The sequence below is a fragment of the Janthinobacterium sp. MP5059B genome (assembly GCF_001758645.1).
In the GTDB taxonomy this organism is placed as follows: domain Bacteria; phylum Pseudomonadota; class Gammaproteobacteria; order Burkholderiales; family Burkholderiaceae_D; genus Janthinobacterium; species Janthinobacterium lividum.
Genome location: NZ_LRHX01000023.1, coordinates 48,434 through 63,794, shown reverse-complemented (window position 1 = coordinate 63,794; position 15,361 = coordinate 48,434). Strand labels below are relative to the sequence as shown.

General features: G+C 64.9%; 13 protein-coding genes. 8 read left to right on the top strand and 5 right to left on the bottom strand.

The window, feature by feature from the left end; translation table 11 throughout:
* Positions 1-9 precede the first annotated feature (9 nt).
* Positions 10-1,770, bottom strand: a complete 1,761-nt coding sequence (gene ilvB, locus JAB1_RS27910) for a biosynthetic-type acetolactate synthase large subunit (protein WP_070282907.1) — start codon at positions 1,768-1,770, stop codon at positions 10-12.
* A gap of 99 nt (positions 1,771-1,869) precedes the next feature.
* Here ilvB and JAB1_RS27905 point away from each other — a divergent pair, with 99 nt between their 5' ends.
* Entirely contained in the window at positions 1,870-2,331 is a 462-nt protein-coding gene (locus JAB1_RS27905) for an Lrp/AsnC family transcriptional regulator (protein ID WP_034784295.1), read from the top strand.
* 93 nt (positions 2,332-2,424) lie between these two features.
* A complete protein-coding gene (locus JAB1_RS27900) occupies positions 2,425-4,926 on the top strand; it encodes a TonB-dependent receptor (RefSeq protein ID WP_071653431.1) in 2,502 nt (833 codons plus the stop codon).
* On the opposite strand, the gene JAB1_RS27895 is transcribed toward JAB1_RS27900, so the two are convergent.
* Entirely contained in the window at positions 4,923-5,591 is a 669-nt protein-coding gene (locus JAB1_RS27895; protein WP_254672284.1) for a response regulator transcription factor, read from the bottom strand. The two genes, JAB1_RS27900 and JAB1_RS27895, sit on opposite strands and share 4 nt — an antisense overlap.
* On the bottom strand, positions 5,588-6,496 hold the full coding sequence (locus JAB1_RS27890; RefSeq protein WP_070282902.1) for a histidine kinase: 909 nt from the start codon (positions 6,494-6,496) through the stop codon (positions 5,588-5,590). The genes JAB1_RS27895 and JAB1_RS27890 overlap by 4 nt, the downstream gene beginning before the upstream one ends.
* Before the next feature lie 430 nt (positions 6,497-6,926).
* Here JAB1_RS27890 and JAB1_RS27885 point away from each other — a divergent pair, with 430 nt between their 5' ends.
* The 5 genes from JAB1_RS27885 to JAB1_RS27865 all read left to right on the top strand — a co-directional run bounded on the left by JAB1_RS27885 (position 6,927) and on the right by JAB1_RS27865 (position 13,082).
* Positions 6,927-7,742, top strand: coding sequence for an NF038120 family PEP-CTERM protein (locus JAB1_RS27885; RefSeq protein WP_034784293.1), 816 nt, complete (start codon positions 6,927-6,929; stop codon positions 7,740-7,742).
* Between the two features lies 1 nt (position 7,743).
* A complete protein-coding gene (locus JAB1_RS30615; RefSeq protein ID WP_070282900.1) occupies positions 7,744-10,908 on the top strand; it encodes a S8 family serine peptidase in 3,165 nt (1,054 codons plus the stop codon).
* Between the two features lie 120 nt (positions 10,909-11,028).
* A complete protein-coding gene (locus JAB1_RS27875; protein WP_080753537.1) occupies positions 11,029-11,682 on the top strand; it encodes an AIM24 family protein in 654 nt (217 codons plus the stop codon).
* 17 nt (positions 11,683-11,699) lie between these two features.
* Positions 11,700-12,341 (top strand): AIM24 family protein, encoded by a 642-nt coding sequence (locus JAB1_RS27870; protein WP_070282898.1) that lies wholly within the window; start codon positions 11,700-11,702, stop codon positions 12,339-12,341.
* A 3-nt stretch (positions 12,342-12,344) separates the two neighbouring features.
* Positions 12,345-13,082, top strand: coding sequence for an AIM24 family protein (locus tag JAB1_RS27865; protein WP_070282895.1), 738 nt, complete (start codon positions 12,345-12,347; stop codon positions 13,080-13,082).
* A gap of 1 nt (position 13,083) precedes the next feature.
* Here the strand turns inward: JAB1_RS27865 and JAB1_RS27860 are convergent, their stop codons facing one another.
* Positions 13,084-13,884 (bottom strand): enoyl-CoA hydratase, encoded by an 801-nt coding sequence (locus JAB1_RS27860; RefSeq protein WP_070282893.1) that lies wholly within the window; start codon positions 13,882-13,884, stop codon positions 13,084-13,086.
* 42 nt (positions 13,885-13,926) lie between these two features.
* Entirely contained in the window at positions 13,927-14,556 is a 630-nt protein-coding gene (locus tag JAB1_RS27855) for a head GIN domain-containing protein (RefSeq protein ID WP_070259867.1), read from the bottom strand.
* 176 nt (positions 14,557-14,732) lie between these two features.
* Between JAB1_RS27855 and JAB1_RS27850 the strand changes: the two genes are divergently transcribed.
* Positions 14,733-15,290 (top strand): flavin reductase family protein, encoded by a 558-nt coding sequence (locus JAB1_RS27850; protein WP_070282891.1) that lies wholly within the window; start codon positions 14,733-14,735, stop codon positions 15,288-15,290.
* Positions 15,291-15,361: the final 71 nt, after the last annotated feature.

The following is a 15,361-nucleotide window of genomic DNA, read 5'->3' as shown; positions in this document are numbered from 1 at the left end:
TAATCCGACCTACCGCTCGCTGTACACCTTGCCCTTGGATAGGGTCACTTCATGGTGCCCCGCGCCGGGCGCCATCATGGGGAAGCAGTTTTCCGCGCCATGCACGCGCACGTCGAGGAAGTAGGGGCCGCTGGATTCCAGGCAGGCCGCCAGCGCCGCGTCGAGCTCCTCGCGCCGGCTCACCGTGTGCGCCTGCCAGCCGAACGCGCGTGCCAGGGCGACGAAATCGGGCAGCGCTTCCGTGTAGCTGTGGCTGTAGCGCTCGCCGTGGTGCAGTTCCTGCCATTGGCGCACCATGCCCATGTAGCCATTGTTCGATAACACCACTTTCACGGGCAAGCGGTGCTGCACGGCCGTGGCCAGCTCCTGGATATTCATCAGAATCGACGCATCGCCGCTGACGCACACCACGCGCTTGCCGGGATGAGCGATCTGCGCGCCGATGGCCGCTGGCAGTCCATAACCCATGGTGCCGGCGCCGCCCGAGGTGAGCCAGCGGCGCGGCTGCTCGAAGCGCATATGTTGCGCCGCCCACATCTGGTGCTGGCCCACGTCGGTGGCGACGATGGCGTCGACGCCATCGATGCTGTCCAGCGCCGCCTGCAGCCGGCGCATCAGCGCCTGCGGCGCGATGACGTCAGGCGTATCGTCGAATGCCAGCGATTCCTGCGCGCGCCAGCCCTCGATGCGTTGCCACCACGGCTGGCGGTCCGCCAGCAGGCGGCCGCGCAGCTGTGCCAGCAATGCCGCCAGCACGGGTGCGCAATCGCCGCGCAGGGCCACGTCGGCGCGCACCACCTTGCCGATCGACGCCGGGTCGATATCGACGTGGATGATTTTCGCGCCGGGACAAAAGGCGTCGAGCCGCCCCGTGACCCGGTCATCGAAGCGGGCGCCGACGCAGACGATCAAATCCGCATGATGCATGGCCAGGTTGGCTTCCAGGGTGCCGTGCATGCCCAGCATGCCGAGGAAGGCCGGGTGCGAGGCGGGAAAGGCGCCCAGGCCCAGCAGGGTCAAGGTGCACGGCGCGGCCGCCAGCTTCACCAGCTGGCCGAACGCGGCGCAGGCATCCAGGCCGGAATTGATAAGCCCGCCGCCGCCATAGAATACGGGCTGGCGCGCACCGGCGATCAGGCTGGCGGCTTGCTCGATATCAGCCGCGCCGGGCAGGGGGGCAGGGACGGCGGCGACGGACGGCAGCGGCGTGCCGGCCGCGACCCGCGCCAACTGCATATCCTTGGGAAAATCGATCAGCACGGGACCGAGCCGGCCCTGCGTGGCCTGCGCGTACGCTTCCTGCACCACGCCAGCCGTCTCGTCGGCCGCGCGGATTTGCCGGTTCCACTTGGTGACGGGGCGCGAAATGCCCAGCGCGTCGCATTCCTGGAAGGCGTTTGTGCCGATGCTGGTGGTGGCCACCTGGCCGCTGATGCAGATGAGGGGAACCGAATCGCACAGGGCGTCGAGCAAGCCCGTGGTGGTGTTGCTCATGCCGGGGCCGGACGTGACGAAGACGACGCCGGGCCGGCCCGTGCTGCGCGCATAACCTTCGGCCGCATGCACGGCTGCCTGTTCGTGGCGCACCAGCACGTGGCGCAAGCGGGGCTGCGCGTGCAGCGCATCGTACAGGGGCAGCACGGCGCCGCCCGGGTAGCCGAAGACAGTGTCGACGCCCAGGGCCAGCAGGGTGTCGATCAGGACGCTGGCGCCGTTGCGCGGCGCAGTATCGGTGGCGGGAGCGAGGAGGGGAGCGGGATCGGGTTTCATGTGTCTATTTTCTGCTTGCTCCGACAGAAAAGGCTACTGGTTTTCTCGTATAGAATGTAATCTTCAGCAAAATTTGCTGTGAAATAAGGATATGACAGAATGAAGCTGGATAAATTCGACCTCGCCATCCTGACGGCCCTGCAACAGGATGCCCGCATCAGCTTGCATGAGCTGAGCGCCAAGGTGGGCCTGACCTCGTCGCCATGCTGGGCCCGCATCAAGCGCATGGAAGACGATGGCGTCATCGAAGGCTATACGGTGAATGTCAACGCGGCCAAGGTGGGGCTGGCGGACACCGTCATCGTGCAAGTCACGCTGGACGACCATTCCGACCAGGCCCTGTTCGAATTCGGCCACGCGCTGGCCATGATCCCGGAAGTGCTGGAAGCGTTTCTCGTCTCGGGCGACTACGACTACTATTTGCGCATTGCCGTCAGCGACACGCGCGACTATGAACGCCTGCTGCGCGAGCGCCTGTATAAAATTCCCGGCATCCGCCACAGCAAATCCAGTTTCGTGTTGCGCCAGCTTAAACAGAGCTACCTGCCCTTGCAACGCTAGTTCCCCCGCACGGCGGGAGTTTTTCCCTAGTGCATCCCCTGTGGCTGTCCGATACTGGACGCAATAAAAACCACGATAAAACTGGGGATACGCATGAAACTGACTTTATTGGCTGCCGCTGCCATGGCGCTGTGCCAGGCGCAGGCCGCCGACCTTGCCGCTGACGCCAGCCTGGCCGCGAGCCTGGCCACCTCGGGTGACTTGCCCACCGTCATCATTACGGGCAGCATGCCGCTGCCCACAGTGGAGCAGCCGCGCGATGCCTTGGCCGCGCCCGTGCAGACGGCCAGCGCGCAGCAGATCGCCCGCAGCGGCGCGCTCGATATTTCCGCTTTCCTGCGCCGCAACCTGGGCGGCGTGGTTGTCAACGAGGTGCAGAACAATCCGTTCCAGCCCGACGTCAGCTACCGCGGCTACACGGCTTCACCCCTGCTGGGCACGCCGCAGGGGCTCTCCGTGTATCTGGACGGCATGCGGCTGAACCAGCCGTTTGGCGACGTCGTCAGCTGGGACTTGATCCCGCGCATGGCCATCGAGTCGCTGACCCTGATGCCGGGCTCGAATCCCCTGTTCGGCTTGAATACCCTGGGCGGCGCGCTGGCCCTGCAAACCAAGGATGGCAGGGGCAGTCCCGGCACCGCCATCGAAGCGCGCCTGGGTTCCGACAAACGGCGCGCCGTCGAGGTCGAGCATGGCGGCAGCAATGCGCAAGGCTGGCACTGGTATGTGACGGGCAACCGCTTCAAGGAAGACGGCTGGCGCGACGATTCGCCGTCCGACGTGCGCCAGGCGTTTGGCAAGCTGGGCTGGAGCGATGCGCGCACGGACATCGCCGTCACCGTGGCCCACGCGGACAATGCGCTGACGGGTAACGGCTTGCAGGAACAGCGCCTGCTGGCGCGCGACTACCGCAGCGTCTACACCAAGCCCGATTTGACGCAAAACAGGTCGACCCTGCTGAACCTGACGGGCAAGCACCAGGCCGGCGCTGGTTTGCTCTTGTCCGGCAATGTGTACTACCGCAAGATCGACACGCACACGTTTAACGGCGACTTGAACGACGAGTCGCTCGACCAGTCCGTCTACCAGCCCGGCGCGGCCGAGCGAGCGGCCCTGGCAGCGGCCGGCTACACGGGCTTTCCCGCCAGCGGGGCGAATGCCGGCAACACGCCATTCCCCAAATGGCGCTGCATCGCCAACGTGCTGCTGAACGATGAGCCGGCCGAAAAGTGCAATGGCATGCTCAATCGCAGCCATACGCGGCAGGAAAACTATGGGTTTTCCGGCCAGGTCACCGCGCTGGCCGACGTGGCGGGAGCGCGCCATGCCGTCACGGCCGGTGCCGCCTACGACACGAGCCATGCCACCTTCCGCCAGACGAGCCAGTTTGGCTATCTGAATCCCGACCGCAGCATCACGCCCGTGGATTTCTTTGCCGATGGCACGCAGATCGATGACGATGGCACGCCCGTCGACAACCGGGTCGACTTGAGCGGGCGCATGCGCACGTGGAGCGTGTATGCGAGCGACAGCATGGCGTTCAATCAAGACCTGACCCTGACCATCTCCGGCCGCTACAACCGCAGCACGGTGCGCAACCGCGATGCCATCACGCCCGGTGGCGGCAGCGGCTCGCTCGATGGCGACCATCGTTTCAGCCGCTTCAATCCCGCCATCGGCCTCGCCTATGCGCCGGCCGGAGGTACCGGCGCGTATCTCGGCTACAACGAAGGCAGCCGCACGCCGACGGCCATTGAACTTGGCTGCGCCGACCCGGAAAACCCATGCCGCCTGCCCAACGCCATGGCCGGCGACCCGCCATTGAAACAGGTGGTGACGAAGACGTGGGAGGCGGGTGTGCGCGGCCAGTGGCGCGACGTGGCCCGCTGGAGTGCGGGCGTGTTCCGCGCGGAAAACCATGACGATATTCTGTTCGTCGCCGACAACCAGGCCGGTTTCGGCTATTTCAAGAATTTCGGCAAGACGCGCCACCAGGGCGTGGAACTGGCGGTCGACGGCAAGGCGGGCGCGCTGGACTTCGGCGTCAATTACACGTGGCTGCAGGCGACGTACCAAAGCAGGGAAACCGTCAACGGCAGCGCCAACAGCAGCAGCGATGCGGAGGCGCCCGGCCTGGAAGGCAATATCGTCATCGCGCCGGGCAACCGGATTCCTTTGACGCCGAGCCATATCCTGAAGGCGCACGTGGATGTCCAGGGCGGGCGCGACTGGACGGTGGGCCTGGCCATGACGGCCGTCTCCAGCGCGTATGCGCGCGGCAATGAAAACAACCAGCACCAGGCGGGCGGTCCATCGTACTTGGGCGCGGGCAAGAGCGGCGGCTATGCCGTGGTCGAGCTGAACGGCAAGTACCAGCTGACGCCCCGGCTCAGCGTGTTCGCCCAGGTGAATAATCTGTTCGACCGGAAATATGCGACAGCGGCCCAGCTGGGCGCGACGGGTTTCGATGCCAGCGGCAATTTTGCCGCCCGGCCATTGCCCGCCGTGAACGGTGAGTATCCGATGGTCAATGCCACGTTTTATGCGGCCGGCGCGCCACGCAGCGTGAACGTGGGCCTGCGCTACGCGTTTTAAGGGTGGATATGCTCAATGACGCCGTTGCGCAGCGCAAGGTGGACAAGGGCGGCGGGGCCGGGCACGTCGAGCTTTTCCTTGATGCAGGTCTGGTGGTTGGCCACCGTCTTGCTGCTCACGTGCAGCAGGCGGGCGCAGTCGGCGGCGCTGCGGCCTTCGGCCAGCAGGCGGAAGATTTCGAATTCGCGCTGGCTCAGGCTGCTCAAGCGCTGCGCTTCCATGCGGGCCGTGCCTTGCAGCACGCCCGGTGCGCTGTGCGGGTCCAGGTAGCGCCGGCCCGCGTGGGCGGCGCGCACGGCGTCGACCAGGTGTTCCGGGTCGGCCTGCTTGCTGACGAAGCCGCAGGCGCCGCCGTCGAGCGCGCGCGCGATCAGCTGCGGCGTGTCGTGCATGGTAAACACCAGCACGCGGGCGCCGGCATCGCGGGCGAGCAGCTTGCGCAGCAATTCCAGGCCGCCGATGCCGGGCATGGACAAGTCCGTCACGCACACGTCGGGCGCCTGCTCCAGGTGCAAGCCATATGCCGTCTCGCCATTGCCCGCCTCGGCCACGACGGCGATGTCGCCGCCCTGTTCCAGCAGGCGGCGGTAGCCCGTGCGCACCACCGGGTGGTCGTCCACCAGCATCACGCGGATCGGCCGTATGCTGCCGTGCATGGCGCTCATGCCGCGCACCGTGCCGCCAGGGCCACTTCGATGCGCAAGCCCTTGCCCAGCGCGCTGATCCAGCGGATATGGCCGCGCAAGCCAGCCACGCGCTCGCGCATGCCCAGCATGCCGTAACCGGATTCCTGCTGCATGTCCTGGCGCAAGCCCCGGCCATTGTCTTCGATGGCCAGGTGCAGCACGCCGCGCGCATCGGCGCGCAATTCCACCGTGGCCTGGTCGGCACCCGCGTGGCGCGCCACGTTCGTCAAGCCTTCCTGCACCAGGCGGTAGATGGCGGTGGCGGTGCTGTCGTCGAGGCCGGCGGGGATGGCGTGCGCCGCGAAATGGCAGGCGATGCCGTGCTGCTGGGCCCAGCTGTCGCACAGCGCCTGCAGGGCTGCTTCCAGGCCCAGGCTGTCGAGCACGGGCGGGCGCAGCCGGCGCAGCATGGTGCGCACCATCGCATGCAGCGCTTCCGAGGAGCGGGCGATGCTGGCGGCGCAGGCCTGCACGTTGGCCTGGTCGCCATCGCGCGCGCGCAGGATGTAGCTGGCGGCGGCGCGGATGGCCGTGCAGTCTTGTCCCACTTCATCGTGCAGCTCGCGCGCGAGCGCGCAGCGCTCCTCTTCCTGCGCGCGCAGCAGGCGCTGCGTGAGGGCGCGGTTTTGCGCCAGCAGCAGCGCCACCTGGCGTCCGCGCCGCACGGCAAAGCCGGCCAGCGCCAGCACCAGCAGCAACAGGCTCAGGATCAGTTCATCGAGTTGCCAGTGTTCCTGGCGCCAGAGCGCGCGCGTCAGCCGTTCGGCCAGGTCCAGCCTGGCGGCCAGCAGGAAAAAAGCCAGCGCCAGCGTGCCGCACGCGATGATGCGCCGGGCCGGCAGCGTGCCTGAGCGGCCGCTGCCGGCCAGTTGGTAGTGTTCCATGATGCTGCTCCCTGAGCACGGTCGATCTCTTTGTTGTGCAAGCTTCATGCCATCGCTGCAGGGGCTGTGGCCGGGCGCGTGGCGGGGAGAGACAAGTGTTCCAGGATGGAACAGGTGTACCGCGATGTGACGGGAAGATGACGGTGCGGCAGGCGCGGTTTTCGAGCTTATCTGAAGTCGGGCCGGCACGCTGGCGCGCATGTCTGCAGTGCGCAGCATTGTTGTTCCAATGTAACGTTGAGATTGCTCAAGCTTTCATAGATAAAACAAAACAAAGTTTCGCGGAGCTAGATAAAAAATAAATAAATGATATTAAAAATATGTTATTTGTTTTATGCGATTTGCTATATTTGTTGACACTTTTGTGAAAAAGCTGAAAGCGGGCGCCAGACCTGCCGACCTATCTATCCACAACAAACAAGGGAATAGAATGAATCGTTCATCACATGCGCGGGTATCGCCCGCCACCGCCAATCCGCCCGCTACCCGCGGTCGCGCCACCATCCTGGCCGCGCTGGCCACCTTGTCCGTGCTGGCCTCGGCGCCGGCCATGGCCGATGTCCTGACCTTCGATAACTTGCGCCCCGACGTGTATGCCAGCGGCCAGACGCTCAATACGTCGAGCTACAACCTGCTGTTCCTGGCTGATCCGACCACGGCGGCCGGCGGCGGCGTCAGCGGCGTGGGCGCCATCCTCGATGGCCGCGTGGGCTCGTCGTGCGATATCGCCGCCTGCCCGCAGGGCGCCACCGGCAATTACCTGGCCATCCTCAACGATGGCGGCGTGAATTTTTCGCGTGCCGACCGCCAGGCGTTCAGCCTGGCCGGTTTCGATTATTCCTTCATCGCGCCCGTATCCGGCTTGCCCAACATGAATTGGGGCCAGTTGCAGCTGAGCGGCACCCTGAGCAACGGCCAGGTGATCAGCACCTCGCTGGCGTTTCCCGGCCAGGGCGGCGATGGCAATTACCATTTCCAGGGCGCTTCCCTGCTGGGCGGCTTCAGCAACTACGCGTTTACGGGCCTGACCTTCAACGCGTGCATTTTCAATGACACTGGCGCGTGCAGCAATTCCATTGATTTCCCCGCCTTTAACCAGGGCCAGTTTGCGCTCGACAATATCAACATCAGCGCCGTGCCGGAACCGTCGACCTACATGCTGATGCTGGTCGGCCTGGGCGCCATCGGCATGCTGTCGCGCCGCCGCACCGGCAAGTTCGCAGCGTTCACCGTGCAAGGAGCGTGAGATGAAATTACGTCCCGTTTCACTCGGTATCCTCCTGCTGGCCGCCAGCCTGGCGCAAGCGGCGCAGGCGCAGGAACGCCGCTCCTACATCGTGCAATTGGTCGACAAGCCGGCCGCCACCTACACGGGCCAGGTCGACGGCCTAGCCGCCACCAAGCCGGCCCCCGGCGCGCGCATCAACGTGGGCGCCGCCGATGTGCAGGCCTATTTGAGCTACCTCGACACCAAGCAGGCCGCCGTGGCCGGCACCGTCAGCGCGGCTGAAATCACGCACCAGTACAGCATCGTCTTCAACGGCTTTTCCGCCTTGCTGACGGACGATGAAGTGCGGGCCCTGAAGAAAAACAGCGGCGTGGCCAGCATCAGCGCCGACTCCATCCTGCAGCTCGACACCAGCTACACGCCCAGCTTCCTGGGCCTGGACAAGCCGGGCGGCATCTGGGAGCAGCTGGGCGGCAAGGCGCACGCGGGTGAAGACATCATCATCGGCATCGTCGACAGCGGCATCTGGCCGGAAAACACGGCCTTTGCCGACCGCCTGGACGAGAATGGCGTACCTAGCCACAGCGGCAACAATGTCGTGTACGGCGCGCCACCGGCCAGCTGGCAGGGCACTTGCCAGACGGGCGAAGGTTTCTCCGCCGAGAATTGCAACAACAAGCTGATCGGTGCACGCTACTACCGCGCCGCCACGTCGGCGCTGCACTGGACGGAATTTTTGTCGCCGCGCGATTCCGTCGCCGGCCTGACGGGACACGGCGGCCATGGCACGCATACGGCCTCCACGGCCGGCGGCAACAATGGCGCCCTGGCCACCTCGAACGGCGTGTCGCTGGGCAAGGCATCGGGCATGGCGCCGCGCGCCCGCATCGCCGCCTATAAAGTGTGCTGGACGGCCGCATCGACGGGCCGCAACGGTTGCGCCACGGCCGACAGCGTGGCCGCCATCGACCAGGCGGTCAAGGATGGCGTCAACGTCATCAACTTCTCCATCGGCCCGAACGCGGGCGGCGGCGCCTTCGACGAACCGACGGAAGTCGCCTTCCTCGGCGCGGCGGCAGCCGGCGTATTCGTTGCCACGTCGGGCGGCAATTCCGGCCCGGCCACGCCCGCACCGGACGTGCCGGCGCCCGTGTCGCACATCAGCCCGTGGCTGGCAACCGTGGCCAATTCCACCCACAACCGCCTGTACGCGGGCAATGTCATCCTCAGCAACGGCACCAAGCTGGAAGGCGCGTCGAGCAATGCGAAGACGCCGGCGCTGCCGCTGATCCGCTCGCGCGACGCGGGCCTGGCCGGCGTGCTGCCGACGGACGTCAATCTGCTGCGCTGCTTCGGCGCGGCCGATGCCACTTCGGCGTATCTGGACCCGGCGAAAGTGGCTGGCAAGATACTCGTGTGCGACCGTGGCGGCAACGTGCTGGTCAACAAGAGCGCGAATGCGAAGACGGCGGGCGCGGCGGGCGTGATCATCGCCAACGTGGCCGGCGGCGCCAACACCATCATCAACCAGGCGCACGTGCTGTCGACCGTGCACCTGGCACAGGCGCAGGGCGACGCGCTGAAGGCCTTCATGGCGGCGACGCCCGATGGCACGGCGGCGCTGGGTGAAGTCCATACGATCCCCGACACCACGGTGCAGGCGCCGATCGTCAGCGACCGGTCCTCGCGCGGGCCGAACGTGGCCAATGCGAACATCCTGAAACCGGATCTCTCGGCGCCCGGCACCAACGTGCTGGCCGGCGTGACGGCCGACCTGACGCCGGCGCAGCGCGATGCCGTGGCGGCAGGCGGCGTGGCGCCAGCGGCCGAGTGGGATTTCTATTCCGGCACTTCGATGGCCAGCCCGCACGTGGCTGGCGTGGCGGCGCTGCTCAAGCAGCAGCATCCCGACTGGTCGCCCGCGGCCATCAAGTCGGCGCTGATGACGACGGCCTTCAGCACCTATTCGGATGGCTTGAACGGTTCCGTGTCGTGGGATGCCACGGCGAAGACCTCGGGCCAGCTGCCATGGGGCCAGGGCGCCGGCCACATTGCGCCGAACAGCGCGGCCGATCCTGGCCTCGTGTACGACATGTCGGAAATCGACTATGCGCGCTTCCTGTGCGGCCTGAACCTGAAGGTCTACAGCGCCGCCACGTGCCAGGCCATCGGCACCATCACGGCCTATAACCTGAACCTGGCGTCGCTGACGGCGGCCAACGTGCTGGGCACGCAAACGCTGACGCGCACGGTGACCAACGTGGGCGCCAGCAGCGCCGTCTACAACGTCTCGGCCAGCCTGCCCGGCTATACGGTGGCGGTGACGCCAACGAGCCTGAACCTGGCGCCGGGCGCCAAGGGCCAGTACCAGGTCAAGCTGACGCGCACCACGGCGCCGGCCAATACCTGGACCTACGGCGCCCTGAGCTGGACGGATGGCACGCACACCGTGCGCAGCCCGCTGACGGCGCGCGGCACCTCGCTGGCCGCCATTCCGCTGGTCAGCAGCGAAGCGGCCACGGGCAGCAAGGTGCTGACCCTGGGCACGGGCTTCACGGGCGCGCTGGTCGGCGTCAAGTCGGGTCTCGTCGAAGCCGTGCGCCAGGCGCGCACGATCGGCCAGGCGGCGACAGGCGCTGCCGCATCGGCTGCCTGCAAGGCGGGCGGCGCCACTGGTGTGAACGTGCACAACGTGGTGATCCCTGCCGGCACCCTGGCGGCGCGCTTTGCCACCTACGATGCGGAAACGACGGGCGGCGCGAATACCGACATGGACATGGAGGTCTACAACGCCGCCAATGTGCTGGTCGGCAGCAGCGGCAATGAAAGTTCCAATGAGCAAGTGGAACTGCGCCTGCCTGCCGCCGGCACCTACAAGGTGTGCGTGATCGGTTTTGCGCCGCAAAACGGCCAGGCCGACTACACCTTGTCGTCGTGGGTTCTGGCGCCGGGCCTCTCCAATGGCAGCTTCAAGGCGCTGATGCCGGGTACGGCCTACACGGGCGGCACCGCATCTGTCTCGCTGAGCTGGTCCAACCTGGCCGAAGGCAAGCGCCACCTGGGCGCCGTCGGCTACCAGGTGGCTGGCGTGGTGCAGGGCGTGACGGTGGTCGAGGTCAATACCAATGATCCCGTGCCGCTGTTCCAGAACGCGCGCGGCGCCCGGCCGGTGCTGGCGGAATAAACCGTTCATTGTGTGAACGCAAGGCGTGCCTCCGGGCACGCCTTTTTTTATGCACGCCCCCCGTTCGGGAGGAATAGCGCTTGCGCGCCGTCAAAGCCACCGGTATCTTGTCGGATAGCCATGGCTTTGTGCCCTGGCATTCTTGGGGAGTCGCGCGTGACCAGTTTCCGCACCAATACCGACCGCCTGCTGGAAGTGCGCCTGCAGGATGAAAAAGTGCTGGCGATTGCCGGCGCCATGGTCGCCTATACGGGCGCCATCAAATTTGAAAAGTCCCTGCTCGGTGGCGAGGGCATCTTTGGCGCGCTCAAGCGCAAGGTGACGAACGAAGGCATGCAGGTGATGCAGGCCGCCGGCACGGGCACCGTGTTTTTCGCGCAGAATGCGGCCGAGATCACCGTCATGGCACTGGCCGGCGAAAAGCTGACCATCGAAAGCAGCAGCCTGCTGGCCTACGACACGAGCCTGAAAACGGGCACCAGCTTTGCGGGTTTGCGCGGCGCCAGTTCTGGCCAGGGCCTGTTTTCCACCACCGTTGAAGGCAACGGCAACCTGGCCGTCATTTCGCGCGGCAACCTGATCATGCTGGAAGTGACGCCGGCGCATCCGCTGCGCGTGGACCCGGACGCCTTCGTCGGCTTCAAGGGCGACATCCGCCAGGAATTCGTTTTTGATGTCAACTGGCGCACGATGATCGGTCAGAGCTCGGGCGAATCGTACCAGCACAAATTCACAGGCCAGGGCGTGGTGTTCATCCAGCCCGCCGAACGTTAAGTCAGCGAGGACCCGCGATGCCTGTCTATCAGCAGATCAATGAAAAGATGCTTGAGGTCAAACTCGGCAATGAAGAAGTGTTCGCGCGCAAGGGCGCCATGGTGTCGTACCAGGGCGACGTGGCGTTCAGCCGCTCTTTCCTGGCCGGCCAGGGCGTGCAAAGCCTGGCCATGCGCGCCGTCACGAATGAAGGCTACGCCATGATGTCGGCGCGTGGCACGGGCAGCGTGTTTTACGCCCAGGGCGGCCTGTTCGTCACCATCGTGCCCGTACGCGGCGAAACTTTCTATGTGGAAAGCGATTCCCTGCTGGCCTTCGATGCGCGCCTGACGGCTGGCACCATGTTCCTCGGCAACCAGGGCGGCGTGCAGGGCGTGGTGCGCGGCATGGCCTCGGGCCAGGGCTTGTTTACCACCACCCTGCAAGGCACGGGCGAAGTGGCGATCCTGTCCGACGGCAACGCCATCGGCTTGCTCGTCACGCCGGATGTGCCCGTGTTTGTCGACCCGCAAGCGTATATCGGCCATACGGGGCAGCTGAGCTCGACCATCGTCACGGACCTGAACTGGAAAACCTTCGTCGGCCAGGCGTCCGGCGAATCGTACCAGGTGAAGTTCACGGGCCAGGGCACGGTCTATATCCAAGCGAGCGAAAGGTAAGCCATGACGATTTACAATCCCGATACCTTGCCGAAGAACGATAACCTGAACCGTTTTTCGTATGTCATCGACGTCAAGGAACAGATCTTCATTCGCAAGGGCAAGATGATCGCCTTCTATGGCGAACTGCGCTTCGAAGCCATGGGCAGCAGCGTGCTCGACCTGATCGTGCGCAATGCCTTCAATGCACCGAAATACATCCACCACTTTGTCGTGGCGCAAGGGCAAGGCCAACTGATCCTGGGCGACAACGGCAACGATCTGGCGTGCTACGACCTGGACAACGCCAACATGACCATCCGCGCGAAAAACCTGCTGGGTTTTACGAAGGACGTGATTTGCCAGGAATCGACCTTGCCCGGCTATCTGACGATGATCGGCACGGGCAAGGTGATCGCCTCGTCGAACGGCCCCGTGCATTTCCTGGAACTGCCGTGCCGCGTCGACGAGCAGGCCGTGCTGGGCTGGGCCGATTGCCCCAGCCCGTCGTATCACTACGATTACGCCCACGTGCAGGGCTGGGCTTCGGCCGCCGGCGCGCTGACCGGTTTCAGTTTGTCGGGCGAGGAAAAACAGATCGACTTCACGGGCGCCGGCACGGTGCTGGTGCAGTCGTCCGAGCTGGACGTGACGGGCAGTTCCGCCCTGATGCAGCTGCTGGCGCAATTGCCGCTGCTGGGCAAGGAGGACCTCGGTACCTTGAGTCTTTCCGTGCAGCAGCAGATGAAGCAGGAACGTTAAGCTACTTGGCGGCCGCCCAGCCGGGCGGCCGTTTTTCAAGGAAGGCGGTGACGCCTTCGTCCGCATCCTCTTCCATCATGTTGCGCGCCATCACGTCGCCCGCGTACGCATACGCGTCGTCCAGCGGCAGCTGGCGCTGTTGGTAAAACATCTGTTTGCCGTAGCGGATGGCCGTCGGGCTTTTCGCCATGATCTGCTGCGCCAGGCGCGCCACGGCGTCGTCGAGCGCTGTGTCGGCCACCGTTTCGTTGATCAGGCCCCAGTCGGCGGCCGTGTCGGCGTCGATGAAGCGGCCCGTCACCAGCATGTCGAAGGCCCGCTTGGGCGAGACATTGCGCGACAGGGCCACGGATGGCGTGGCGCAGAACAGGCCCACGTTGATGCCGGACACGGCAAAGCGCGCGGACGCGCCCGCCACGGCCAGGTCGCAGCTGGCGACCAATTGGCAGCCGGCCGCCGTGGCGATGCCGTGCACGCGGGCAATCACGGGCACGGGCAAGGTTTGAATGGCTTGCATCACGCGCGAGCATTGCGCGAACAGGGTTTGGTAATACGCAAGCTGGCGCGTCGCCTGCATCTGGCGCAAATCGTGTCCCGCGCAAAACGCCTTGCCTTCGGCGGCCAGCACCACGCAGCGCACGTGCGGCTGCCTGGCGATGAAGTCGAGTTCAGCCTGCAGCGCGGCCAGCATGGCTTCCGACAGGGCATTGAATTGCAGGGGACGGTTCAGGCGCAGGGTGACCAGGCCACCCTCGTCTTCGCGCAGCACCAGCGGTGCTTGCGTGTCATGTGTTGCGGTCATGCGGTCTCCCCTGGCCTGATGGCCTTGTTATTTTAGGAAATCTTATTTGGCGGCGTTGACGCTGCCGATGCCGGCGATCGACTTGTGCACGATCTTCGGCTTGCCGTAATAGATCAGTTCGCCCATGCCGCGCACCACGGCGTTCAGTTCGCCCGAGGAATACACCTTGACGGAACCGATGCCGTCGAAATTGACATCGACGTTTTTCGCCAACAAGGCTTTCGTATCGACTTCGCCCACGCCTTGCGCCTTCAGGCGCAGCCAGTCGACCTGTCCATCGGCCGCCAGGCGGCCCGCGCCCTTGTAGCTGATGTCGACCCGTGGACCATTGAGCTTGGTCAATATCTTTTCTCCCGCGCCTTCCGCGATCAGCTTGCGCAAGGTGGGCATGGTGATGATGACCCGCGGGTCGCCATCCGTCTTCTTGATGTCCTTGTCCTTCATGGAAATTTTCAGCTCGCCATCGACCACTTCCGTGATTACGCCGCTGAGGAATTTCTGGTCGCCGCGCAGCAGCAGGCTTTGCTCCTTGCCCGATTCGACTTCGATGCTGATGGGGCCGCGGATGTCGATGGCGTTGAAGGCGCCGACCGTGCGGGTTTGCTCGTCGGCATGCGCGAGCGTGGAGAGGCAGGCAAGGGACAGGACTGACAACAGGAACAGAGGGCGCATGGCGGTTTCCTTGAGTAGTTGATCAGTGTATTCTATTGTGCAACATCTCCATTGGGGAGAAATTTGCGATGAACTGCACAAATCGCGGCGCGGATGATACGGTTGCCATCGGGCAGCCGCGCGCCCGGCAAGGCGCCGTTGGGCTATGCTATGGCGTACCGCGTCCTGGAGACTGCATGAAAAATTACCACAAAGAAGATTATCCCGTCGCCGACATCCGGCGCTTCCTTGAACCGGGGCCCGTGGTGCTCGTCAGTTCAACGTGGAAGGGGGAAAGCGACGTCATGACCATGGCCTGGCACATGCTGATGGAATTTACGCCATCCTTGCTGGGCTGTTTCATTTCCGACGCGAACCACAGCTATGAAATGATCAAGCGCAGCATGGAGTGCGTGATCAACCTGCCCACGGCCGATATGGTTGACCAGGTGGTGGCCATCGGCAATTGCAGCGGCGAAGATACGGACAAGTTCGCGGCCTTCGGCCTGACACCGCAGCCGGCAGAGCTGGTGGGCGCGCCCCTGATCGCCGAGTGCTACGCCAACTTCGAATGCAAGCTGGCCCAGGTGTCGGGCAACCCGAAAGGCGGCTTCTTCATTTTCGAGTGCGTGAAAGCCCACGTGGCCACGTCGCCCAAGCTGCCCGAAACCCTGCACTATCGTGGCAATGGCGAGTTCATGGTGTCGGGCAGGACCATCAGCCGCAAGAGTTTGATGAAGCCTGAAATGCCGTAGGACACCTGACCAAACCTACTGCGCGTCGATATAGGCGGCCTGCGATGCTCACCGTACCCGAGTACGGTTGC

Bases quoted from the DNA above. Each gene is read 5' to 3' on its own strand.
- JAB1_RS27890 (WP_070282902.1), bottom strand. From the start codon at position 6,496: ATGGAACACTACCAACTGGCCGGCAGCGGCCGCTCAGGCACGCTGCCG.
- JAB1_RS27865 (WP_070282895.1), top strand. From the start codon at position 12,345: ATGACGATTTACAATCCCGATACCTTGCCGAAGAACGATAACCTGAAC.
- JAB1_RS27860 (WP_070282893.1), bottom strand. From the start codon at position 13,884: ATGACCGCAACACATGACACGCAAGCACCGCTGGTGCTGCGCGAAGAC.
- JAB1_RS27855 (WP_070259867.1), bottom strand. From the start codon at position 14,556: ATGCGCCCTCTGTTCCTGTTGTCAGTCCTGTCCCTTGCCTGCCTCTCC.
- JAB1_RS30615 (WP_070282900.1), top strand. From the start codon at position 7,744: ATGAAATTACGTCCCGTTTCACTCGGTATCCTCCTGCTGGCCGCCAGC.
- JAB1_RS27895 (WP_254672284.1), bottom strand. From the start codon at position 5,591: ATGAGCGCCATGCACGGCAGCATACGGCCGATCCGCGTGATGCTGGTG.
- JAB1_RS27885 (WP_034784293.1), top strand. From the start codon at position 6,927: ATGAATCGTTCATCACATGCGCGGGTATCGCCCGCCACCGCCAATCCG.
- JAB1_RS27870 (WP_070282898.1), top strand. From the start codon at position 11,700: ATGCCTGTCTATCAGCAGATCAATGAAAAGATGCTTGAGGTCAAACTC.
- ilvB (WP_070282907.1), bottom strand. From the start codon at position 1,770: ATGAAACCCGATCCCGCTCCCCTCCTCGCTCCCGCCACCGATACTGCG.
- JAB1_RS27875 (WP_080753537.1), top strand. From the start codon at position 11,029: ATGGCTTTGTGCCCTGGCATTCTTGGGGAGTCGCGCGTGACCAGTTTC.
- JAB1_RS27850 (WP_070282891.1), top strand. From the start codon at position 14,733: ATGAAAAATTACCACAAAGAAGATTATCCCGTCGCCGACATCCGGCGC.
- JAB1_RS27905 (WP_034784295.1), top strand. From the start codon at position 1,870: ATGAAGCTGGATAAATTCGACCTCGCCATCCTGACGGCCCTGCAACAG.
- JAB1_RS27900 (WP_071653431.1), top strand. From the start codon at position 2,425: ATGAAACTGACTTTATTGGCTGCCGCTGCCATGGCGCTGTGCCAGGCG.